This is a genomic window from Sphingomonas mucosissima, from assembly GCF_002197665.1.
Lineage (GTDB): Bacteria > Pseudomonadota > Alphaproteobacteria > Sphingomonadales > Sphingomonadaceae > Sphingomonas > Sphingomonas mucosissima.
Genome location: NZ_NBBJ01000001.1, coordinates 165,097 through 187,417, shown reverse-complemented (window position 1 = coordinate 187,417; position 22,321 = coordinate 165,097). Strand labels below are relative to the sequence as shown.

19 protein-coding genes are annotated in these 22,321 nt (G+C 66.4%); 5 read left to right on the top strand and 14 right to left on the bottom strand.

Annotated features, from left to right (window positions below; genetic code table 11):
• Nucleotides 1-8: 8 nt before the first annotated feature.
• Both SPMU_RS00885 and SPMU_RS00880 read left to right on the top strand, forming a co-directional pair.
• The gene (locus SPMU_RS00885; RefSeq protein ID WP_088333074.1) at nucleotides 9-1,250 is read left to right on the top strand and encodes a cytochrome P450; all 1,242 of its coding nucleotides are present in this window, start codon (nucleotides 9-11) and stop codon (nucleotides 1,248-1,250) included.
• A gap of 94 nt (nucleotides 1,251-1,344) precedes the next feature.
• Nucleotides 1,345-2,451 (top strand): DUF3667 domain-containing protein, encoded by a 1,107-nt coding sequence (locus tag SPMU_RS00880; RefSeq protein ID WP_088331027.1) that lies wholly within the window; start codon nucleotides 1,345-1,347, stop codon nucleotides 2,449-2,451.
• 465 nt (nucleotides 2,452-2,916) lie between these two features.
• Here SPMU_RS00880 and ftsH read toward each other — a convergent pair whose 3' ends face one another.
• The 6 genes from ftsH to SPMU_RS00850 form a co-directional block, all read right to left on the bottom strand.
• Nucleotides 2,917-4,881: an ATP-dependent zinc metalloprotease FtsH gene (ftsH, locus tag SPMU_RS00875; protein ID WP_088331024.1), complete on the bottom strand. Its 1,965-nt coding sequence runs from the start codon at nucleotides 4,879-4,881 to the stop codon at nucleotides 2,917-2,919.
• Between the two features lie 74 nt (nucleotides 4,882-4,955).
• Nucleotides 4,956-5,939: a tRNA lysidine(34) synthetase TilS gene (gene tilS / locus SPMU_RS00870; RefSeq protein WP_088331021.1), complete on the bottom strand. Its 984-nt coding sequence runs from the start codon at nucleotides 5,937-5,939 to the stop codon at nucleotides 4,956-4,958.
• 4 nt (nucleotides 5,940-5,943) lie between these two features.
• Nucleotides 5,944-6,861: a tetratricopeptide repeat protein gene (locus tag SPMU_RS00865; RefSeq protein WP_088331020.1), complete on the bottom strand. Its 918-nt coding sequence runs from the start codon at nucleotides 6,859-6,861 to the stop codon at nucleotides 5,944-5,946.
• 82 nt (nucleotides 6,862-6,943) lie between these two features.
• A complete protein-coding gene (locus SPMU_RS00860) occupies nucleotides 6,944-7,819 on the bottom strand; it encodes a helix-turn-helix domain-containing protein (RefSeq protein WP_088333073.1) in 876 nt (291 codons plus the stop codon).
• Between the two features lie 134 nt (nucleotides 7,820-7,953).
• The gene (gene ptsP / locus SPMU_RS00855; protein WP_088331018.1) at nucleotides 7,954-10,224 is read right to left on the bottom strand and encodes a phosphoenolpyruvate--protein phosphotransferase; all 2,271 of its coding nucleotides are present in this window, start codon (nucleotides 10,222-10,224) and stop codon (nucleotides 7,954-7,956) included.
• Between the two features lie 67 nt (nucleotides 10,225-10,291).
• Complete coding sequence (locus SPMU_RS00850; RefSeq protein ID WP_088331016.1) at nucleotides 10,292-10,549, bottom strand: hypothetical protein; 258 nt, start codon at nucleotides 10,547-10,549, stop codon at nucleotides 10,292-10,294.
• Nucleotides 10,550-10,749: 200 nt separating this feature from the next.
• On the opposite strand from SPMU_RS00850, the gene SPMU_RS17120 reads away from it, so the two are divergent.
• On the top strand, nucleotides 10,750-12,894 hold the full coding sequence (locus tag SPMU_RS17120) for a calcium-binding protein (RefSeq protein ID WP_088331014.1): 2,145 nt from the start codon (nucleotides 10,750-10,752) through the stop codon (nucleotides 12,892-12,894).
• A 3-nt stretch (nucleotides 12,895-12,897) separates the two neighbouring features.
• Here the strand turns inward: SPMU_RS17120 and ruvB are convergent, their stop codons facing one another.
• The 5 genes from ruvB to SPMU_RS00820 all read right to left on the bottom strand — a co-directional run bounded on the left by ruvB (nucleotide 12,898) and on the right by SPMU_RS00820 (nucleotide 16,841).
• Complete coding sequence (gene ruvB / locus SPMU_RS00840) at nucleotides 12,898-13,920, bottom strand: Holliday junction branch migration DNA helicase RuvB (RefSeq protein ID WP_088331012.1); 1,023 nt, start codon at nucleotides 13,918-13,920, stop codon at nucleotides 12,898-12,900.
• A 44-nt stretch (nucleotides 13,921-13,964) separates the two neighbouring features.
• Nucleotides 13,965-14,732 (bottom strand): ParA family protein, encoded by a 768-nt coding sequence (locus tag SPMU_RS00835; protein WP_088331009.1) that lies wholly within the window; start codon nucleotides 14,730-14,732, stop codon nucleotides 13,965-13,967.
• Complete coding sequence (ruvA, locus tag SPMU_RS00830) at nucleotides 14,729-15,325, bottom strand: Holliday junction branch migration protein RuvA (RefSeq protein WP_088331007.1); 597 nt, start codon at nucleotides 15,323-15,325, stop codon at nucleotides 14,729-14,731. The genes SPMU_RS00835 and ruvA overlap by 4 nt, the downstream gene beginning before the upstream one ends.
• 261 nt (nucleotides 15,326-15,586) lie before the next feature.
• Nucleotides 15,587-16,087 carry a crossover junction endodeoxyribonuclease RuvC gene (ruvC, locus tag SPMU_RS00825; protein ID WP_088331006.1) on the bottom strand — a complete coding sequence of 167 codons (501 nt, stop codon included), beginning with the start codon at nucleotides 16,085-16,087 and terminating at the stop codon, nucleotides 15,587-15,589.
• A 10-nt stretch (nucleotides 16,088-16,097) separates the two neighbouring features.
• Nucleotides 16,098-16,841 carry a YebC/PmpR family DNA-binding transcriptional regulator gene (locus SPMU_RS00820; RefSeq protein ID WP_088331004.1) on the bottom strand — a complete coding sequence of 248 codons (744 nt, stop codon included), beginning with the start codon at nucleotides 16,839-16,841 and terminating at the stop codon, nucleotides 16,098-16,100.
• 78 nt (nucleotides 16,842-16,919) lie between these two features.
• Here SPMU_RS00820 and SPMU_RS00815 point away from each other — a divergent pair, with 78 nt between their 5' ends.
• On the top strand, nucleotides 16,920-18,377 hold the full coding sequence (locus tag SPMU_RS00815; RefSeq protein WP_088331002.1) for a helicase HerA domain-containing protein: 1,458 nt from the start codon (nucleotides 16,920-16,922) through the stop codon (nucleotides 18,375-18,377).
• Nucleotides 18,378-18,627: 250 nt separating this feature from the next.
• Here the strand turns inward: SPMU_RS00815 and SPMU_RS00810 are convergent, their stop codons facing one another.
• The 3 genes from SPMU_RS00810 to SPMU_RS00800 form a co-directional block, all read right to left on the bottom strand.
• Nucleotides 18,628-18,870: a DUF2312 domain-containing protein gene (locus tag SPMU_RS00810; protein WP_211275728.1), complete on the bottom strand. Its 243-nt coding sequence runs from the start codon at nucleotides 18,868-18,870 to the stop codon at nucleotides 18,628-18,630.
• Between the two features lie 148 nt (nucleotides 18,871-19,018).
• Nucleotides 19,019-20,347 carry a metal-dependent hydrolase family protein gene (locus SPMU_RS00805; RefSeq protein WP_088331000.1) on the bottom strand — a complete coding sequence of 443 codons (1,329 nt, stop codon included), beginning with the start codon at nucleotides 20,345-20,347 and terminating at the stop codon, nucleotides 19,019-19,021.
• A gap of 152 nt (nucleotides 20,348-20,499) precedes the next feature.
• Nucleotides 20,500-20,793: a DUF1244 domain-containing protein gene (locus SPMU_RS00800; protein WP_088333071.1), complete on the bottom strand. Its 294-nt coding sequence runs from the start codon at nucleotides 20,791-20,793 to the stop codon at nucleotides 20,500-20,502.
• A gap of 71 nt (nucleotides 20,794-20,864) precedes the next feature.
• On the opposite strand from SPMU_RS00800, the gene pyk reads away from it, so the two are divergent.
• Nucleotides 20,865-22,319 (top strand): pyruvate kinase, encoded by a 1,455-nt coding sequence (gene pyk / locus SPMU_RS00795; protein WP_088330989.1) that lies wholly within the window; start codon nucleotides 20,865-20,867, stop codon nucleotides 22,317-22,319.
• Nucleotides 22,320-22,321: the final 2 nt, after the last annotated feature.

The window sequence follows — 22,321 nt, the reverse complement described above, 5'->3', positions numbered from 1 at the left end:
GAGAGATGATGGCGACGCTTGCCAGGGATGTAGCGGGATCGGCTGATCCCTTCGATGTCAGCAGGTCAGAGCTTTATCGTGACGATACCTGGCGCGAGCCGTTCGCCCGCCTGCGTGCCGAGGCGCCGGTCCATTATGTGACCAATTCGGAGTTCGGGCCTTATTGGTCGGTTTCCTCGTACAAGCCGATCGTCGAGGTCGAGTCGCTCCCCGATCTCTATTCGTCCGAGGCAGGCGGAATCACGATCGCCGATTTCGACCCGACCGACCCGAACGCCGTACGGATGCCGATGTTCATCGCGCGAGACCGTCCCGTGCACACCGCGCAGCGCCGCACCGTTGCTCCTGCCTTCACGCCATCAGAGATGACGCGCCTGTCCTCGGACATTCGCCGCCGGACCGAAGAGGTGCTCGATACGCTCCCCTGGGGCGAACAGTTCGACTGGGTGGACACCGTCGCGATCGAACTGACCACGCAGATGCTGGCGATCCTGTTCGACTTTCCCTGGGAGGATCGCCGCAAGCTCACCTTCTGGTCCGATTGGGCCGGGGATATCGAGATCATCAAGAACGAGGATCTGCGTCAGCAGCGGCTGATGCACATGTACGAATGCGGCACCTACTTCCGCCGCCTGTGGAACGAGAAGCTCGACAAGCCGCTCCAGCCCGATCTCATCAGCATGATGATTCATTCGGACGCGATGCGCGAGATGGACGACAATGAGTTTCTCGGGAACCTCATCCTTCTGATCGTCGGCGGCAACGATACCACGCGCAACACGATGTCGGGCCTCGCCTATGGCCTCGACAAATATCCCGATCAGCGCGCCAAGCTGGAGGCTGATCCCGCGCTCATCCCCAACGCGGTGAGTGAGATCATCCGCTGGCAGACCCCGCTCGCCCATATGCGCCGTACCGCGACGCAGGACACCGAGCTGATGGGTCAGCAGATCAAGGCGGGCGACAAGCTGGCGCTGTGGTACATTTCGGGGAACCGCGACGAGAGCGTGTTTGGCGAGGATGCGGACAAGCTGATCGTCGACCGGCCCAATGCGCGTCGCCACCTCGCCTTCGGGCACGGCATCCACCGCTGCGTTGGTGCGCGCCTGGCTGAGCTTCAGATCGGCATCCTGCTGGAGGAAATGGCCAAGCGGCGCATGCGCGTGAACGTTGTCGGGGCGCCGGAGCGGGTCTCCGCTTGCTTCGTGCACGGCTATCGCAAGTTGCCGGTCGAACTCAGCAAATACTGACGGCAGCATCGAGGGGCGGTCGAACCGGCCGCCCCGCTCGGTCTTGCCTCCCCTACCAGCCAGCAACTATGCTCGTCGTGGGGAGAATGGGGCCATGGCGGACGGGCTGGAGGCAAGCGCTGACATCATCACGGCCGGGCTGATCGGCCGCACGCTCGATCACGGCGTTGGCGCAGCACATGCGGCGCACGATCATCCGACACATTGCCTCAATTGCGGAACGACGCTGATCGGATCGCACTGCCACGCCTGTGGTCAGGCCGGTCACGTCCATCGCACCGCCGGCGCGATCATCCACGACATCGCGCACGGCGTCTTCCATTTTGAAGGAAAGATCTGGCGCACGCTGCCGATGCTTATCGGCCGCCCAGGGAAGTTGACGCGGCGCTACGTGGACGGCCAGCGCGCCAGCTTCGTCTCGCCACTCGCCATGTTCCTGTTCACCGTGTTCCTGATGTTCGCGGTCGTCGCCAATCTGCCCGGGTGGAGCTTTGGTGGCGGCGAATTCCTGAAATCGGACCTGGCAGGCGGCATGGCGGAAACGCGGTCCAAGGTCGCGGCCGAGCGCGCCAAGGCGCAGACGCGGATCACCGATTACAGCCGGCGACTAGAGAACGAACGCCGCGAGCAGCAGCCTGATGCCGAGCGGATCGCCCGACTCGAAAAACGCCTTGGCGAGGCTCGGGAAAACGCTCGCGATCTCGCTGCAGCGGAACAGCTGCTGCCGGCTGCCGGCGCGGCAGAAGGATCCTCGGCCCGTGCTGCTAATGAAAGCTGGCTGGATGCCAAGTTCCGCCATGCGCGGGAAAACCCGACCCTGCTGCTCTACAAGCTCAAGACGTCCGCCTATAAGTTCAGCTGGGCGCTGATCCCGCTTTCCATCCCGTTCCTGTGGCTGCTGTTTCCGTTCAGCCGCCGCTTTGGTCTCTACGACCACGCCGTCTTCACGACCTACTCACTCACCTTCATGTCGCTGCTTACCATCACCCTCGCGGTGCTGGGGGCACTGGGGGTGCGAAGCTGGTTACTCATCACCGCCGGGGTGCTGATCGCCGTCGTCCACATCTACAAGCAGATGAAAGGCACGTACGGCCTCACGCGCGGCAGCGCGCTGATCCGAACGTCCATTCTGATCATCCTAATCATGAGCGTGATCGTGCCCGCGTTTACCCTGCTGTTGCTGTACCTCGGCCTCGCCTGAGACAGCGCGCCGTGGCGCGAAGGCGGAACGCCGCTGGGGCGACCGCAGCAACTGAGAGAGCAGCCCTTGTCTAAGGCGAAACCCTGGACACCCGCTCAGGCGAAATCGTAACGCCAGCAGCTGCACCGCCAGCATCGATGCAGCCCGCGGGGAAACGCTGCGCCGGGCTGTTCCTCGGATGTTTCACCTGTGAACAGCCCCCGCGGATAACGCGATCCAACTCGCTAGGGAGATCGAACGCGGCCCACTAGTCAGCCGCCCGGCGCGGCCATGTTCAAGGATGACCTTGAGAAAAGCTGGCGATCAAGGCGCCACAACAACGGTGCATGCCACAAGATCGAGCGGGATCGGGTGCTGGTGCTCAGGAGCCCGGCGTCAAAAACAAATGCCGGGCGTTGCCCGGCATTTGTCAGGTAACAATCGGACTCTCCGCGACCCCGTCACGGCGCCGCGCCGCGCCGGGGTTCAGGCCCCGGCAGGCGACGGATTCCCGAACGGGCCCTGTGGACGGCGCGTCTTCGGAATGGACGTGCCCACGCTCGGGATCGACGAACGCTTCGGCTGGTCGGTGCGGCCAATGCCTTCGCCCGCGATCAGCTTCTTGATCTCGTCACCCGACAGCGTTTCATATTCGAGCAGCGCTTCGGCCAGCAGGTGGAGCTGATCGCTGTGCTCAGTCAGCACCGTCTTTGCACGGCTCAGGCCGCCCTCGACGATCGACTTGATCTCATGATCGATCAGCTGCGCCGTTTCGTTCGACATGTGCGTCGGCTGCGAGGAGGAATAGCCAAGGAAGCTCTCACCCTCGGGCTGCGCATAATCGACCGGGCCGACTTTGTCGGACATGCCCCACTTGGTGACCATGTCGCGCGCCAGGCCCGTAGCATATTGGATATCACCGCTCGCACCCGAAGAGACCTTGTCGTAGCCGAAGATAATCTCCTCGGCGACACGGCCGCCCATCGCCACCGCCAGGTTCGCGTACATCTTGTCGCGATGGTAGCTGTAGCTGTCGCGCTCCGGCAGGCGCATCACCATGCCCAGCGCGCGGCCGCGCGGGATGATCGTCGCCTTGTGGATCGGGTCGGACGCCGGCTCGTGCAGCGCGACGATCGCGTGGCCCGCCTCGTGATAGGCGGTCATGCGCTTCTCGTCCTCGGTCATCACCATGGAGCGCCGCTCGGCACCCATCATGACCTTGTCCTTGGCCTCTTCGAACTCGGCCATGGCGACTAAGCGCTTGCCCTTGCGTGCCGCCGTCAGCGCCGCCTCGTTGACGAGGTTGGCGAGATCCGCGCCGGAGAAGCCCGGCGTGCCGCGCGCGATGGTGCGGCTGTCGACGTCCGGCGCCAGCGGCACCTTCTTCATGTGCACTTCAAGGATCTTCACGCGGCCCTCGATGTCGGGGCGCGGCACGACGACCTGGCGGTCGAAGCGACCCGGACGCAGCAGCGCGGGGTCGAGGACGTCGGGGCGGTTGGTCGCCGCGATGATGATGATGCCCTCGTTGGCCTCGAAGCCATCCATCTCGACCAGCAGCTGGTTCAGCGTCTGCTCGCGCTCGTCATTGCCGTTGCCTAGGCCCGCGCCGCGATGGCGGCCGACCGCGTCGATCTCGTCGATGAAGACGATGCACGGCGCGCTCTTCTTGGCCTGTTCGAACATGTCGCGCACGCGGCTGGCGCCGACGCCCACGAACATCTCAACGAAGTCCGAGCCGGAAATGGTGAAGAACGGCACGCCCGCCTCACCCGCGATCGCGCGGGCAAGCAGCGTCTTACCGGTGCCCGGCGAGCCGACCAGCAGCGCGCCCTTCGGGATTTTGCCGCCCAGGCGAGCGAACTTCGACGGGTCCTTCAGGAACTCGACGATTTCCTCCAGCTCCTCGCGCGCCTCGTCGATGCCCGCCACGTCGGCAAAGGTGACCTTGCCTTCCTTCTGCGTCAGCATCTTCGCGCGGCTTTTGCCGAAGCCCATCGCGCCGCCCGCGCCGCCACCCTTCTGCATCTGGCGCACCACGAAGAACGCGATGCCGAGGAACAGCAGGAACGGCAGCGCCTGGACCAGCATATACTGCCAGACCGACGGGCCTTCCTCGCGCTTGCCCGAAATCTCAACGCCCGCCTTGCGCAGACGATCGGTCAGCTGCGGATCGGAAACGGGATCGGTGCGGAACTTCTCGCCGCTGGAAAGCGTGCCGGTGATCTGCTCGCGCGAGATCGTCACGTCCTTCACCGTGCCCTCGTCCACCTTGTCGAGGAAGGCGGAATAGGCGATCGCGTTGCCCGTAGCGGTGCCGCTGCGGCCGTCGAACATCGTCACGACGACGGCCAGCGACAGGAGGATACCAACCCAGATAAGAAGGCTCTTCATCCAAGGATTGGGGCCATTGCCACCACTATCGCCAGGCTGCTTGTCGTTGTCGTTCATGCGTTACCTTTCAACAGCCGTAATGTAGGCTGCCTGAGGTTAATGGCAACGGAACGGAGGCCGAATTTCGTCGCTCAGACTGATCGGCGCGACGGCGCCACCCGGAACTGCCAGCGCCCACGCCGCGTACCCGCAAGGACGCCGCCATGTGTTGCCCGTCGCCCTGCCAGCAAGCTGTCGAGCATCGCCTCGATATTGGCCGATTCGTCGAATACAGGTGTCGTAATATCGTGCGCCGCCCGAACGGTGGCGATCGCCCGCCGCACGAGGCGCCGCAGCGTGTCACGCGGCAGGCCGGCGGGATTGAGCACAACGGCATCGCTGGTGATTTCCACCCGTTCGCGCCACATCAGCAGCGCCATCTCGCCCAGGTCGCGCTCCGCCTCCGCCACAGCGGCGGCCGTTCGCGCGAGCGCCGGCGGGTCAAGCCATTCGTTGCGGTCAAGGAGCTGGCGGAACCGGGTCCGATCGTAGCGCGGATCGCTGTTGGCGGGATCGTCCACAAACGGAAGCCCCGCGCGGCGTACGATCGCCCGCAATGCCGCTCGGCGCCACCCAAGCAACGGGCGCACCACTGTTGCGCCGCCAATCACCGTCACCGACCGGATCGATGCGAGGCCTGACACGCCCGAGCCGCGCGAGGCGCGCATCAGAAACGTCTCCGCCTGATCGTCGGCGTGGTGCGCAGTGGCAATCGCCAGAGCGCGGGCCTCCTCCGCCCATCCCGCAAGCAGGACATAGCGAGCGTCGCGCGCGCGCGCCTGGAGGCTTGCGCCGGCGATCGGCCCTGCAACGTTCAGGATCACGTGCGGAAGGTTGAGCTGCTCAGCCTCGCGCGCGACCATGCGCGCCTCCTCTGCCGAAGCATCGCGCAGCCCGTGATCCACCGTGGCCGCCACGGCCGCGTCGGGAAAGGCCGACGCCGCAAGCACCAGCAGCGCCATGCTGTCCGGCCCGCCGGACACCGCCACCGCCAGCGGCCGCGCGCGCGTCGGCGCCTCCTGCGTCAGCGCGATCAGATCGCGCTGAAATCGCGCTAAGTCAGCCGCTTCTGGCACACGCTTATTTGCACTTGGCGGAGGTGCGCGCCCGGGCCACGTCGTCCTTCATGCCCTGGCCGACCTTGTCGCCGTAAACCTCGAGCAATTCGCCATAAACCTTGCAGGCGTCCGCCGGCTTGTTCAGCTTCATCAGCGACTGGCCAAGATAGTAAAGGCTCTCGGGCGCGCGCTCGCCGTCCGGCATCTTCTTGTAATTGTCGTAGAATGCAATGGAGGCGAGGCTGGGCTTACCATCGTCAAGATAGGAGCGCCCCAGCAAGTTTTGGGCGAAGCTCGCCCGGCGCGAGCGCGGGTAGGTCGCCACCACCTTCTTCAGCTGCTCGGCCGCCTCCGGATACAGCTTGGCCGCCCACAAACGATAGCCGTAGAGATATTCATCCTCGTCGGCCTGGCCGGACGCCGGCTTGGCGATCGCTGCCACCTGCGCCGCGCGGCCGCCGCTCGCGGCACCTGTCGCAGGCGGTGTTTTGATAGGAGCAGCCGCGCCGGCGCGTGGCGGCGGCGGAACGACCGGACCGCTGTCGCTTGCACCGTCGCTGGCGAACGGAGCGGCAGCGCCGCTGCTCAGCCGGGCGTCGGTCGCCTTCTTATAAGCGGCGAACTGATCTTCCAGCTGGCGCATCCGATATTGCGTCTGCTCGATCTGCCCCGTCATCGAGGCGATCTGCGATTCCAGCGAAGAAACGCGCTGCGTCAGGTCATAAACGGCGCTGGATGCGGGCGCGCCAATCTCTTCGGGCGCCGGCTGCGCGGCCCTCACCTGCGGTTCGATGTAAGCGCCTGCGCCGCCCGGAAAGACCTTGCGCTGCACCGCGCGCATCTCGCTCTCCAGCTTGCCGACGCGGCCCTCGAGACCGGACTGTGCAATAGCCGGAGTAGCCGCCCCGGCGAGAATCACGGCAATGAGGAACCTACGCATCGACCAACAGCCCCCGGCATTGGGTTAACAACCACGCTATAGCTACACCTTCGCGCCTGTCGCCAGCCTTAAGGGTGTCGGTTCAGCGCGACGGAGCCGGTGATTCTCCAGCGAATGCAGGCGGCACGGATGATGACGCGGTCGGCGCCCCGGTCGGCGCCGCCGTCGGAGCAGCAGCGGGCGCTGCTTGGCCACCCGCCCGCGCGCTCAGCGCATCCGCACTTACGCGCACATTCTTGATCGGGCGCCTGCCATCTGCCAGCGGCGGCAGTACCGACCCGTTCAGCGTCACCTGAAGCTTATCCGGGCGGCCGACGTTGATCATCGGATTGTCCGCGCTCGCCGGCACGTCAAAGCGCTCGCCCGCCTTCATCGTGCCAAGGTAAAGCGTCTTGTCCGCCGCGTCATAGACCCGCAGCCACACTTCGTCGGTGGCCGTCAGCGTCACTTGCGGGGCCGCAGCGGGCGCCGCCGTTGGTTGCGCCGCCGGAACCGCCACCGCGACCGAAGGCGTAGCCGGCGCCGGCGTCCCGTCGCCGCGAAACAGGCTGCTGCCCATCCACAGCACGGCCAGCACGGCAATCGCCAGCGCAAGTCCGGCAGCCGCGATCACCAGCCCGCGGCTTGGCACGCGCGTGGGATCCGCCACCTCATAGGGTTGATACTTGGGAGTCACCCGCGGCGCATTGTGCGCTTCGGTGCGCACTTCGCGGGCCAGCGTTACCTCGTCCTCGCCCAGCGCGCGTGCATAAGCACGCACGAAGCCCACAGCGTAAGTCGGTGACGGCAGAGCGCCGTAATTGGACGCTTCGATCGCCTCCAAATGGCGCAGCGGCACGCGGGTGCGAGCGCCGACCTCGGCCAGCGACATCCCCTGTCGCTCACGCGCCGCGCGTAGCCTCTCGCCAACAGGTTGCGGGAAGAGCGTCGCGTTGTCGCCGCGCTCGGCCTCAGTCATTCGCTTCTCCGCTTCGGGCAGACCGACCCCGTCCAGCCTCGGCTGCACGTCTCACAGAGCCTGCCACCTGTGTCAATCGAGCCACACCGCTTTTGGTCGGCGGTGACCCTCGGTTCACCGACCGTTTCGCCGCTTCAGCCCAATTCCACGCCCTGCGCCTGCGCCCAGGCGCTCAACGCGCCGCGCATATCGCGCGGAGGGTCTGCCAAAAGCCGGCGCATCTCAGCCGCAACAGCCTGATAATCCATCGATCGCACCATTGCCTTGATCGGGCCGACGGCCGCGGGCGTGATCGACAGGCGGTCAATGCCAATCCCGATCAGCGCCAGCGCCTCGAGCGGCCGCCCGCCCATTTCGCCGCACACCGCGACCGGTACGCCCGCCGCCCGCGCTGGCTCCACCACACTCGCAATGAAACGCAGGATCGAGGCGGAGAGCCAATCGTAACGCTCCGCCAGCTTTGGGTTCGCCCGGTCGGCAGCAAACAGGAACTGCGTCAGGTCATTGGTGCCGATCGACAGGAAATCGACCTGCGGCAGCAGCAGATCCAACTGGTAGGCGAGGCTCGGCACCTCCAGCATGGCGCCATAGCGGATCTCGATCGGCATGCGCCGGTTGCGCGATGCCAGCCACACGCGCTGCTGCTCGAACAGCGCCCGCGCCTCGGCGAACTCCCACGCCTCGCTGACCATCGGGAACATCACGTTCAGCGTGCGGCCGGCCGCCGCGTCCAGCAAGGCGCGCGCCTGCGCCTTCATCAACCCATTGCGTTCCAGCGCCAGTCGAAGCGCGCGCCAGCCCATTGCGGGGTTTTCCTCGTCGCCGTCCTGCTGCGCAAGATACGGCAGCGCCTTGTCGCCCCCGATGTCGACGGTGCGGAAGATCACCGGCCGGTCTCCTGCCACGTCCAGCACTTCGCGATACAGCCGCTGCTGACGCTCACGCTGTGGCAGCGTGGCGGACACCAGGAACTGGAACTCGGTGCGGAACAGCCCGATGCCGTCGGCGCCGGTCACATCCAACGCACCTACGTCATCGCGCAAACCCGCGTTGACCATCACGGTTACACGGTGTCCGTCCTTGGTGACGGGAGCGACGTCGCGCAGCCGGGCATAAGCCGCCCGCCGTTTCTGCCGCAGCGCCAGCTTGGCGTCGAACGCCTCTTCCATCGGGCTCGACGGGCGCACCACCACCGATCCCTCGCCCACGTCCAGCAGCAGCATGTCCCCTTCCACCACCTGGCGGCGCACGTCGCGCACGCGGCCAAGCACTGGCACGCCCATTGCGCGCGCCACGATCGTGACATGCGCGGTCAGCGATCCCTCCTCCAGGATCACGCCCTTCAGCCGCCGCCGGTCATATTCCAGCAGCTCTGCCGGGCCCAGGTTGCGCGCAATCAGAATCGTGTCCTGGCGCAGGCCCATCTGCGCGGCCGTGCCCATCTGGCCCGACACGATGCGCAGCAGCCGGTTGGACAGATCCTCCAGATCGTGCATCCGGTCGGCCAGCAACGGGTCGTCGATCTGCCGCATACGCTGCCGGGTGCGCTGCTGCACGCGCTCGATGGCAGCTTCAGCCGTCAGCCCGCTGTCGATCGCCTCATTGATGCGGCGCGACCAGCCCTCGTCATAGGCGAACATCTTGTAGGTCTCGAGCACCTCCTCATGCTCGCCGCCCACGCCGAACTCTGCCTCGCGCGTCATGCGGTCGATCTGCTCGCGCATCTTGTCGAATGCACCGTAGACCCGGTGGCGCTCCGCCTCCGTATCTTCGGCCACAGTATGCTCGATATGGATGCGCGGCTGGTGAAACACGGCGGCACCGGCGCCCATTCCCTCCACCAGCTTCTGCCCGGTCAGCCGGATGCTCGCGGTAGGTTGCTGCGGCCGGTTCTTGGGGCCCGCAGGGTCGATCAGCCCGGCATTGGCAATCAGCTCGCTCAGCACCATCGCCACGGTCTGCAACGCCTCGATCTCGATGTCGGCATAGCGGCGCGGATCGGCATGCTGCACTGCCAACACGCCAACGGAGCGCTCGCGTCGAATGATCGGCACGCCGGCAAAACTATGGAAGCGGTCCTCCCCCGTTTCCGGCTTGTAGGCGAAATCCGGGTGACTGGCCGCTTCGTCGAGGTTCAGCACTTCGCCGTTCTCGGCGATCGTCCCGACCAGCCCCTCGCCCATCGCCAGCTTGGTGACGTGAACCGCGTCGGCGGACAGGCCGCGCGTCGCAAACAGCTCCAGCACGCCCTCGCGCAACAGATAAATCGAGCAAACTTCGCTGTTCAGCGCCTCACCAATGATCTCCACGACCTGATTCAGCTTGGCTTGCGCGTTGGAGCGGGCCGCCATGACATCGTGAAGGTTGACCAGGATTTCGCGGGCGGAGGCGGCAGCGGAAAGCATAAGGAGTGGCTAGCAGGACGACTGGCTGGGTGCCACGCAACATTTGCTGCGCGGCACCGCAGCGAAATCAGCTCTTGCGCTTCTTTTTCTTGGGCTCGGGCGTGTCTTCGCGCGGGAACAGCACCGCCGCCACACCGATGGCGATCGCGCCAACGCCGGCCGCGGCCCCGACGATCCGGCCAAGCGACCATCCGCGCGTCTTGGGCTCGGCCCATTCCTCCGCAGCCTTCTTCTGCGGCGGCGTGGCCGGGCTCGGCGCATGCGGCGGCTCCTGAACAGGATAGGGCGAGGTATTTGCGGGCGGCACAGGCGGCGTATGCGTCATCGTCTTCCTCTTGTTGGTGGCAGTAGAACGCCGGCCTCCGCTGCCGGGTCCGTCGCGAGCGGCTTCAGCAAAAATGCTTGCAGCTGCCAAGGCCTTCACGCCCCCACGTTCCGCTGGTTCTTGCTGGTGGAATCGGGTCATCCGCTTGACGGCGGGCGATATTTCAGCGACGCGACAACGCGTCAGGGGGCATCAAGAACATGGCGACGTATGCGGGCACCTCGGGTGCCGATTATTATTCGGGCACCGATGATGCCGATGTTATCAGCGGGCAGGACGGCAACGATCGGCTGTTCGGCGGGCTCGGCGCTGATCAGATACTTGGGGGAGCAGGGAACGACATCCTCACCAGCGGACTGGCGTTGATTGATTTCTTTGGTGCCATCCTCCCCTCGCGGTTCGATGCGGAGCTGGATCAGGATCGCATCGATGGCGATACCGGCAACGACATCATCGGCGGCGGATACAACGACATTCTCCTTGGTGGAGATGGCGTCGATATGCTGTTCCTTGACCTGACCGCGGCAACTCAGGCCGTGACGCTCAACTTCGCCAGTCAGGCGACGGGCGGGTCCACGCGCATCGGCGCCGGTCGGATTGCAGGCTTTGAGCTCTTCGGCACGATCCTCGGCACCGCCTTCGACGATGTTATACGGCTAAGCGGGCTTGGCAAGGGCACGTCCGTGGGCGATCATGTGGACGGCGGTGACGGCAACGACATCATCGACGGTCGCGGGCTGAAGAGCCCGCGCAGCGAGGGCACCTCAGGTAGCGACGTGATCGTCGGCGGCCCCTATCGCCTGACCGGAGGCGCAGGAGACGATCAGATATTCGGAAGCGATTTCTCCGATCGTTTGCAGGGCGGCGATGGCAACGACCGGCTGGTCGCCGGCGCGGGGCGCGATGTGCTGCTCGGCGGCGCCGGCAACGACCTGATCGATCTGCGGACGAAGGGGTATTCCGGCTTCAAGGACGTGGACGGCGGTGAGGGCGACGATGTCGTGCAGGTGCTCGGCCCGCGGTCCAGCTACCAGGTCTTTGTCGCCGCCGACGGGAGCACCGTGCTTTACCGTGACTACGGCTCCCATGACGAGGAATTCTTCCTTCGCGGCGTCGAGACGGTGCGGTTTGGCACGCGTGATTTCACGATATCGGAATTGCTTAAGGGCAACCTCGTCGGCACCGATGGCGACGACCGGATCGCGCCAGGCCTGACGGATCGCTACGGCCGAGGGCCGACAGCTGGCAATGACACGCTCTACGGGCTTGGCGGCGACGACGTGCTAGACGGCGGCCGCGGCGCCGACACTTATTACGGCGGCCAGGGCGCCGACACGTTTATCATCGATAATACCGATGATCGCATCATGGATGCCGAAGAGGCCGACAGCATCGTCACCAGCGTCAGCTATTTGGAGGGCGACACGCGTCAAGCCGCCGGCCGGATCGAGCTAAGCGGCAGGGCAGATATCGACGCATTCGCACCATCGGCATGGATCGTCCGCGGCAATGCAGGCAACAATCACCTAACGGGCCGGGGCGAGCTGGAGGGTGGCATGGGCAACGATCTCCTCACGGGCACGTACGGCGCCGCAATCGCAAGTTACGAGCATGCGACACGGTGGGTTCGCGTCAGCCTCGCGGTCCAAGGCCCGCAGGACACGCTCGGCGCCGGAATCGATACCTTTGAGCAGATCAGCGGGCTGCGCGGGTCCGCTTTCAATGATCTTCTGATCGGCGGATCGGGCGACGATATCATCGAAGGCGGCGCCGGCGATGATCGCCTGCGTGGCGGCGCAGGCACCGATACGCTGGATTATGCTCACGCGGCGGGTGGAGTGCGGGTTGACCTTTCACGCACCGGCACCCCGCAGGACACCGGCGGCGCGGGGGTCGACACGATCTGGGATTTCGAGTTCCTCTTCGGCTCTGCTCATAACGACGTGCTGATCGGCAACGACACTGCGGATGGCAATTACCTCCGCGGTCGCGACGGGGACGATATCCTGATTGGCCACGGCGGCTTCGATACGCTGGAAGGTGGCGCAGGCGCCGACCTTTTCGTCTTTGACGCGGTCGGCACCGGCGACTGGATCATGGACTTCGGGCTCGGTGCAGACCGGATCGATGTGTCGGGGATCGACGCTGATGCCAATGTGCAGGGCGACCAGGCTTTCCGGATCGTCGATGCCTTCACCGGCCAGGCGGGAGAGTTGTTCATCAACCGGGCGACCGGGTCGGCAGAGCAATTCCAGTTCGATGTGGATGGCGATGGCCAGTCGGATCTGACCTTGCTGTTCTACGCCGCGCTGCCGGACGACATCGCCGCCCGCGTCATTCTGTAGCGATCAGTCGAACAATCCATCCTGGCTGCCGGCGGGCGGGTTGAGCCCCAGATGCTTCCACCCGCCGGCATTCAGCACGCGACCACGCGCGGTCCGGGCGACGAGGCCGAGCTGGATCAGATAGGGCTCGATCACTTCCTCGATCGTGTCCCGCGGCTCGGAAAGCCCGGCGGCCAGCGTCTCTACCCCGACCGGCCCGCCGCGATAAATGTCCGCGATCATCGTCAGGTATCGGCGGTCCATCGCGTCGAGCCCGAGGTTATCCACTTCCAGCCGGTTGAGCGCACGATCGGCGGCAGTGGCATCCACCACCGTCGCGCCCGCGACATTCGCGAAGTCGCGCACTCGGCGCAGCAGCCGTCCGGCAATCCGCGGCGTGCCGCGGGCGCGACGCGCGATCTCCGCCGCCCCGTCCTGCGCAATATCCAGGTCGAGCAGCGACGCTGCCCGCGTCACCACGCGCGTCAGCTCCTCCACCGTATAGAATTGCAGCCGAACCGGGATGCCGAACCGATCGCGCAGCGGTGTCGTCAGCAGTCCCTGCCGCGTCGTCGCCCCCACCAGGGTAAAACGCGGCAGGTCGATCCGTACGCTGCGCGCCGATGGCCCCTCGCCGATCATCAGGTCGAGCGCGCGGTCCTCCATCGCGGGGTACAACACTTCCTCCACCGCTGGCTGAAGCCGGTGGATCTCGTCAATGAACAGCACGTCGCCGTCCTCGAGATTGGTGAGGAGCGCGGCGAGATCGCCCGACTTGGCGATCACCGGGCCGGAGGTTGCCCGAAAGCCTACGCCCATCTCGCGCGCCACGATCTGTGCCAGCGTCGTCTTGCCCAGCCCCGGCGGGCCGAAGAACAGCACATGGTCCAGCGCGTCGCCGCGTGATCGCGCCGCCTCGATGAACACGCGCAGATTATCTCGGGCCGCGGCCTGGCCGACGAATTCGTCCAGCCGCTTGGGGCGCAGCGCGGCGTCGGCGTCCTCGGCGCGGCGGGCCGGGGTGATAAGGCGATCGGTGTCGGTCATTGCTGCCATGCCATTAGCCCCGCGCGCTGCCGCCGCCTATGGCCTTAAGCCCGCCCCGGTCCATCGCCGCCGTTATTCATGCCGGCGAGCGCCCCCTCGATCCGCTGCCACAGCGCCGCCACCGCGTCGACGCCCGGCGCCTGACGCGACGCAAAGGCCCCCAGCGGGGCGCGGCGCTCCGTCATCGCCTCAAAGGCGCTCGCCATCGGAATAACGGGCCAATCGGGATGCTGCGCCAGTGCCTCGCGGTGCACTGCCCGGCGGCGGTCAGCCATCGAGAAGACCGGCGCCAGCGTCACCTTCGGCCCCTTCTTGCGCGCGACATGCGCCGCGATCGTATCCAGCGCGCGGCGCGACAAAGCGGATGGTATCACCGGCACGACGACCAGGTCCGCCGCACGCATGATCTGGTCGGACGTATCGGTCAGCCCCGGGGGGCAATCGATCACGATGCGGTCGTAATCGCGCGCCAATTCGTCAACGAGCTTGGCCAGACGGTTCTTCTTGTCCAGCGCGTGAAAGGCGATGTCGAGGTCCCGCAGCGAGGCGTCCGCAGGCAACAGGTCGAGCCGCTCGATTGCGGTGCTGCGCACCAGCCGGCGCACGCTCACTTCGCGGCGGATCACTGCTCCGGCCTCAAGCCCCTGGGGATCGTGCCCGAGGATCCAGGTCGAAGCCGCTTGCCCGTCAAGATCCCACAGCAAGGTACGCCGCGAGGACAAGGTCGCCGCTGCCCACGCCAGGTTCACCGCCAGCGTCGTTTTGCCCACGCCGCCCTTCAGGCTGTAGACCGCGATCGTGCGGCTGCTCATTTGGCCGCCTTGCGCAGCGCCAGCCGGACCAGCGCGTCCAGCGTCGCACTGGTTCCCAGTTCGTCCTCCGCCGCCGCCACCGCCGAACCCGCTTCGGCCGGCCGAAAGCCGAGGTTAAGCAGCGCCGATACCGCATCGGCACTCGCCCCCACCGGCGCCACCTGTGCTGCTGCTGCCGGGCCGAGCGTGATCCCGCCGGCCTTGTCCTTCAGCTCGCGCACGATCCGCTCCGCGAGCTTCGGCCCGACACCGTTGGCGCGCGCCACCATCGCCTTGTCCTGCGCCGCGACGGCTCGGTTGAGCTCGGCCGGCTCCAACGCCGAAAGGATGGCGAGCGCCACCCGCGCGCCCACGCCTTGAACGCCGGTCAGCAGGCGAAACCAGTCGCGCTCGTCGGCGCTGGCAAAGCCCACCAGCCGCTGGAAATCCTCGCCCACCAGCATCTCGGTATGCACCATCACCGCTTCGCCAACGGGCCCCAGCGCCGCCAGCGTGCGGGAGGACGCACCAACGAGATAGCCGACCCCGCCCACCTCGATCACGGCGTGATCCGCCGTGGTGCTGGCAAGGATGCCCTTGAGATATGCGATCATCGGCTGCCGTCCGTCATGCGGGAACACCTAGCCGGTCGCACCGCGGCGGCCAACCATGGCTTGCCGATCCGACCTCAGGTAGGGATCGAGGGCCTCACATACGCTCTGCCCTGCGTACAGCTCAGGGTTCGAGCGAGGCGCGATCTGAACCTTTGTGATCCGATCGGTCAAAGCACCTGCAGTTCGCGGCGGGCGGCAGCAAACGTCCGGATTGCCCGTGCGCATCACGCGCGAATGCCGGAACAAGCCCGGCACCTCGGATCACCCCTGCACGCGCCGCATCATGCCCGCCGCGCTCGCCTGATGGTGCGCATGGCAGATCGCGACCGCCAGCGCGTCCGCCGCATCCGGCCCCGCAAGCTTCGCGCCCGGCAGCAGCACGCCCATCATGGCCTGGATCTGCCGCTTCTCCGCGCCGCCGGTCCCGACCACCGCCTTCTTCACGGTGGAAGGATGATATTCGCCGATGTTGAGCCCGGCGCCCGCCGCTGCCAGCAGCACCACGCCGCGCGCCTGCCCCAGCTTCAGCGTCGACTGGGCATTGGTGTTGCCCAGCACCTCTTCTACCGCGGCGCCGTCCGGTCGCTCGGTGCGGATTACGTCAATCAGCGCGGCATAGAGGTTCGAAAGACGGCGCGGCAGCGGCATCGACGGGTCGGTGCGGATCTGCCCGTTGGCGACGTGCCGCAGGCGGTTCCCCTCCGCCGCGATCACGCCCCAACCGGTGGTGCCGAGGCCCGGGTCAAGCCCAAGGATGATCATTGCAGGGCCATCAGCCCAGCTTCGCCATCACCTCGTCGGACACTTCGTAATTGCCCCACACCTGCTGGACGTCGTCGTCATCGTCCAGCGCGTCGATCAGCTTGAACAGCGTCGCGGCGTCGCCTTCGTCCACCGACACCATCGTCTGCGGGCGCCAGGCGAGCTTTGCGCTCTCTGCTTCGCCCAGCACCGGCTCCAGCGCCTTGGCGACTTCATGAAGATCCGCCTGCGCGGTCCAGATCTCGTGACCGTCCTCGCTCGAGGTCACGTCCTCCGCGCCCGCTTCCAGCGCTGCTTCGAACACCTTTTCGCTGTCGCCGACGCTTGCGGGATAGTTGATAAGGCCCAGCCGGTCGAAGCCGTGGCTCACGGAGCCCGACGCGCCAAGGTTGCCGCCGTTCTTGCTCACCGCGGTGCGCACGTTGGTGGCGGTACGGTTGCGGTTGTCGCTCAGCGCCTCGATGATCAGGCTGACGCCGCCCGGGCCGAAACCTTCGTAACGGATCTCTTCGTAATTTTCCGCGTCGCCGCGGCTCGCCTTGTCGATCGCGCGCTGGATGTTGTCCTTGGGCATCGACTGCGCCTTGGCGGCGTTTACCGCGGCGCGCAGGCGCGGGTTCATGTCGGGATCGGGAAGCCCCATCTTCGCCGCGACCGTGATTTCGCGACTCAGCTTCGAGAACATGCCCGAGCGCTTCTTATCCTGAGCACCCTTGCGGTGCATGATGTTCTTGAATTTGGAATGACCTGCCATGGGCATGCGCCATAAGCTGGCGCGGGGGGCTTCATCAAGCCTTGCGCCGACTCCCGCGCATGCGGCAAACGCCCGCCCATGACGATAGCCGTGGACATGGGCGCCGATGCCTCGGGCGCGCCGGTCCTGATCGACCTTGAGGAATTGCTGGCCACCCGATTGCTCGTGCAGGGCAATTCGGGCTCGGGAAAATCGCACCTGCTGCGCCGCCTGCTGGAGCGGTCGGCCGGCCAGGTGCAGCAAGTGGTGATCGATCCCGAGGGCGATTTCGTCACCCTCGGCCCGGCCTATGGCCATGTAGTGATTGAGGCGACCGACTATTCGGAGCGCGAGATCGCGCGAATCGCCGGCCGCCTGCGTGAACACCGCGCCTCCGTGGTGCTCAGCCTCGAGGGGCTAGAAGCGGAGGGCCAGATGCGCTGCGCCGCCACCTTCCTCTCGGCGATGTTCGATGCCCCGCGCGAACATTGGTATCCTGCGCTCGTCGTAGTCGACGAGGCGCAGCTTTTCGCCCCGACTACCGGCGGCGAGGTTGCGGAAGACGTCCGCCGCGCCTCGCTATCCGCGATGACGAACCTCATGTGCCGCGGCCGCAAGCGCGGCCTTGCCGGCGTCATTGCGACCCAGCGGCTGGCGAAGCTTGCCAAGAACGTCGCGGCCGAAGCGTCGAACTTTCTGATGGGCCGCACCTTTCTCGACATCGACATGGCGCGCGCCGCCGATCTGCTCGGCATGGAGCGCCGGCAGGCGGAGGCGATTCGCGATCTGCCGCGCGGCACTTTCTTGGCGCTCGGCCCGGCGGTCTGCCGCCGCCCGTTGACGGTGAAGATCGGCGCGGTCGACACCAGCGCCCGCAGCGGCAGCCCCAAGCTCACCCCGCTACCGTCAGCGCCACCCGCGGACCTTCAGGAACTGATCTTCGCCGCACCCGAGCCAGAGGCAGCGCCGCAGCTGCCGATGACGTTCGAAGCGCGCCCACGCCGCGTGCCGGCGGACGAGCTGATCTCCGAAATGGCCCGACCCGCGCCGCTGCCGCCCGAGCCGGAGCGGTCGGACGAGGAAGTCGGTACGATCGTCGCCGACGTGCTGCGTGCGATCGTGGAGGATCCCGAGTCCTCCGGCCGCCCGGCGTCGGTCTTGTTCCAGGATTTCCAGGTCCGCTGCCGCATGCAAGGCCTGTCGCGCTCCGGCATCGAGCTGAGCGATTTCACCCGCCGCCTGTCGTCGGCGCGCGCCGGCATCTTCGATACCGCCGATCCCAAGTGGGCCGAGGCGATCGCGCTGGCCGGCGCACTGCCAGACGAGATGGTCGGCCCCTTCCTGCTGGTCGCCAAGGCCGCGAAGGAGGGCGCCCCCTGCCCCAGCGACGCCGCGCTCGCCGAAACATACGGCACGTCGTCGCTGGGAAGAGTCCGCCGCCTGATGACGTATATCGAAAGCCGCGATCTGATCGTCACGCGCACGGACCTGTCGGGCAAGCGCTCGATCACCATCGCACGGCTCGGCTGGACGACGGCCGCGGCGGAGGCGGCGTAACGGCTCGCCGAACCTGCCAACCCGGCCTTGAGCGCGGGGCCCGCCGCGTTGGAAGCCCAAAAGGAGCAAAATTCCGGATCAAATCCGGGGCGACGAGTGGAAGGCGCCGCGATCTTTCGCCGTCGTCACGCCGGGCTTGTCCCGGCGACCACCGTGCTCCACGCTCTACGCCGGTGTGTCCGCTGCTCCGTGGATGCCGGCACAAGGCCGGCATGACGTTGGCGGTTCAGGATTGGACTCTAGTAGGCGCTCAGAGCATCCCTAGCGCTTGCATATAGGTCTCGAGGATCGCTTCCTCTTCCTGATATTCTTCGCGCTTCTTCTTGCGGATCGACATGATCTTCCGGATCGCCTTGGGATCATATCCGCGGCTCTTGGCTTCGGCGAACACGTCCTTGATGTCGTCCGCGATGCCCTTTTTCTCTTCTTCGAGCCGCTCGGCACGCTCGATCAGCAGGCGCAGCTCCTCGGCCGCCACCTGACCGCCGCCCATGCCCTCGCCGCGTTCTTCTGCCATCTTCAAAACCCCAAATGTGAAGCACCGCCGGCTCCGCGCGAATCACGCGGGAAGCGGCGGTGCGGTTGCCGGAAAGTCGGTTACGGCGGCGGCTCCTATGGGAACGCGCCGTGGCGATCAAATCTTAATCGGCGAGCGGCTTGGCGACCGCGCCCTTGTGCATCACGAAGCGCACGCGCTCGAGTTGGCGCACGTCGCCGAGCGGCGAGGCATCGACCGCGATGATGTCCGCCGTCTTGCCCGGCTCGATCGTGCCGATGACATTGCCCTGACCCAGCACTTCGGCGGCGGTGACGGTGGCGGAGCGGATCGCATCGCCAGGTGTCATGCCCACTTTGTCCACGAGCAACGCAAACTCCTGGCCATTCTCGCCATGTTTGGAAACGCCGCTGTCGGTGCCAAAGGCGAACTTCACGCCCGCCTTGTACGCGCGCCGGTGGCTTTCCTGCATCGCGGCGGCAGCGGCCTCTGCCTTGGGCAGCACCGCCGGCGGCAGCACGCCCGCCCGCGCCTGCGCGACGGCAGCGACCGGCGCAATCTCGGTCGGCACCAGATAAGCGCCCGTCTTCTTGAACATCGCAATGGTTTCGTCGTCGATGAAGCTGCCGTGCTCAATCGTGTCGACACCCGCAGTCAGTGCCGCCTTGGTGCCCTCCGCGGCATGACTGTGCGCGGCCACCTTTCGGCCGAGGCCATGTGCCGTGTCGACAATCGCCTTCATCTCCTCCGGCGTGAAGGCGCGGCCCAGGCCGCCCGACACGTTGGAAAGCACGCCGCCCGTGGCCGTGATCTTGATCACCTGCGCGCCGAGGCCGACCTGCCGCCGCGTCGCGCGCACGCAGTCCGCCGGCCCGTCGCACGTATTGTCCACCGTCTGCGCCACCGCATGGGCATAGGGCTCGGCAAGGCCGTTCAGCGGGTCGCCATGGCCGCCCGTCACGGAGATCGCGGTTCCCGCGTTGACGATCGTCGGGCCCATGACATCACCGCGCTCCACCGCATCGCGCAGCGCGCGGATACCGCGCGGCTCACCGCCCAGGTCGCGCACGGTGGTGAAGCCCGCATGCAGCGTCGCCTTGGCATTGCCGGCGCCGTACAGCAGATCATCCGCCCGCTCGGTATTGAGCGCCGTCAGGCGCGCACGCATCGGATCGCCGCCGATGCCCAGCAGGTGGACGTGCAGGTCGATGAGGCCCGGCAGGACGAACTTGTCGTTCAGCGCTACCAGCTTCGCGCCCGCCTCGGGCTGAACGAAGCCGTCACGCACCTCCGCGATCTTGCCGTCGCGCACGATGATCGTGCTGTTGCCGCGCGGCGCCTGGCCGGGCCGGTCGAGCAAAGCGCCGGCATGGATGTAGGTGACCGCCGGTGCCGCCGTGGCAGCGGGCGCAGTCTGCGCGAGAGCAGGCGTGGCTGCCGCAGCCATCAACGCAGCCAGAAAAATCGTCTTCATCGCCTACCCCCATCGTCGCGCTGCGTATCGCAGCGCCGCTGATATTTCCGCGTGAGTAGAAGATGTTCGGCATTCGCGACAAGCCGGTGTGCGATGAAATCGGCAGGCGCCGTCCGCGGCGTGCAAACAGCCGCGAACCGCCCGCCCCGCCATCAATGGGCGTTCTTGGCCACGCTTTCATGCATCCGCTGCAACTGCTCCGGCGTCGCCTCCGCCTGATGCGTCGCCTTCCATTCGGCGTACGGCATGCCGTAGATCGCCTCGCGCGCCGCTTCCTTCGGCAGGTCGCCCGCCTCCATCACCCAGTCGGACAGGCAGTTGCGGCAGAAACCGGCCAGCCCCATCAGGTCGACGTTCTGCGCGTCGGTGCGGTGCCGCAAATGGTGTACCAGCCGGCGGAACGCGGCCGCCGCGGTTGCGTCATCGATCGTGTCGATCGGGTCCATCATCGTCTCCAAGGTTGATCGCCGGGAGATAGGCGGTAGGCCTGCGCAGGCAAAGCGAGGAAACCGATTACATGGCACGAGCGATCACCCCCCGCAGCCGCAAGGTGCGCGTGCTCGCAACTTTGGGTCCGGCGAGCAACACGCCCGCCATGATTGCCAAGCTCTTCGAAGCGGGCGCCGACGCCTTTCGCATCAACATGAGCCACGGCGATCAGCAATCGAAGCTGCCCGTCATCCACGCGATCCGCGCGCTGGAGAAAAGCCACGGCCGCCCAACCACGATTCTTGCGGATCTTCAGGGCCCCAAGCTACGCGTCGGCCGCTTCGCAGGCGGCCGGGTGGAGCTCACCCATGGCGCGCGATTCGTCCTCGATCGTGACCCTACGCCCGGCGATGCTAACCGGGTGGAGTTGCCGCATCGCGAGATATTCCAGGCGATTGCGCCGGGCGCCCGGCTCCTGCTGGACGATGGCAAGCTGGTGCTGCGCGTCGCCGAACATAGCGCCGACGAGATCGTCACCATCGTCGAGGTCGGCGGCCCGCTCAGCGACAACAAGGGCCTGAACGTGCCCGATGTGGTGGTCCCGATGGCCGCGCTCACCGACAAGGACCGATCGGACCTCGCCTTTGCGGTCGACGCGGGCGTCGATTGGATCGCCTTGTCCTTCGTGCAGCGGCCCGAGGATCTGGCCGAGGCGCGCAAGCTCATCGGCGGCAAGGCCGCGCTCCTCGCCAAGATCGAGAAGCCCGCCGCGATCGATCGGCTCGAAGAAATCGTCGAGATGTGCGACGGCGTGATGGTCGCGCGCGGCGATCTAGGCGTGGAGCTGCCACCGCAAACGGTGCCGCCGCTACAGAAGCGGATCGTGGAAACGTCGCGTCGGCTCGGACGGCCGGTGGTGGTCGCGACGCAGATGCTCGAATCGATGATCAAGTCCCCGTCGCCCACCCGCGCGGAGGTGTCCGACGTCGCTACCGCCATCTACGACGGCGCGGATGCGATCATGCTGTCGGCGGAAAGCGCCGCGGGTGACTGGCCGGCCGAATCGGTGGCGATGATGAACGCCATCGGCGAATCGGTCGAAAGCGATCCGATGCACGGCGAGCGGATCCGCTTCACCGTCACGCGCCCCGACCCGACCACCGCGGACGCGCTGGCGGAGGCGGCCAAGAACATCGCGGCCACCATTTCGGCGAAGGCGATCATCTGCTACACCACATCCGGCTCCACCGCGCGTCGGGTCGCGCGTGAACGCCCGTCTGTTCCGCTCCTGGTGCTCACGCCAAAGATGGAGACCGCACGCCGGCTGGGGCTGCTGTGGGGCACCCATGCGGTTCACACGCGCGACGTCGATTCGTTCGAGGAAATGGTCGCCAAGGCAAAGCGCATGGCGCTGCGCCAGGGCATGGCGAAGGCGGGCGACCGGGTGATCATCATGGCCGGCATCCCCTTCCGTACGCCGGGTGCCACCAACGTGCTCCACGTCGTCGGCATCATCGGCGATGAACTGAAGGGTTACGGCTGACC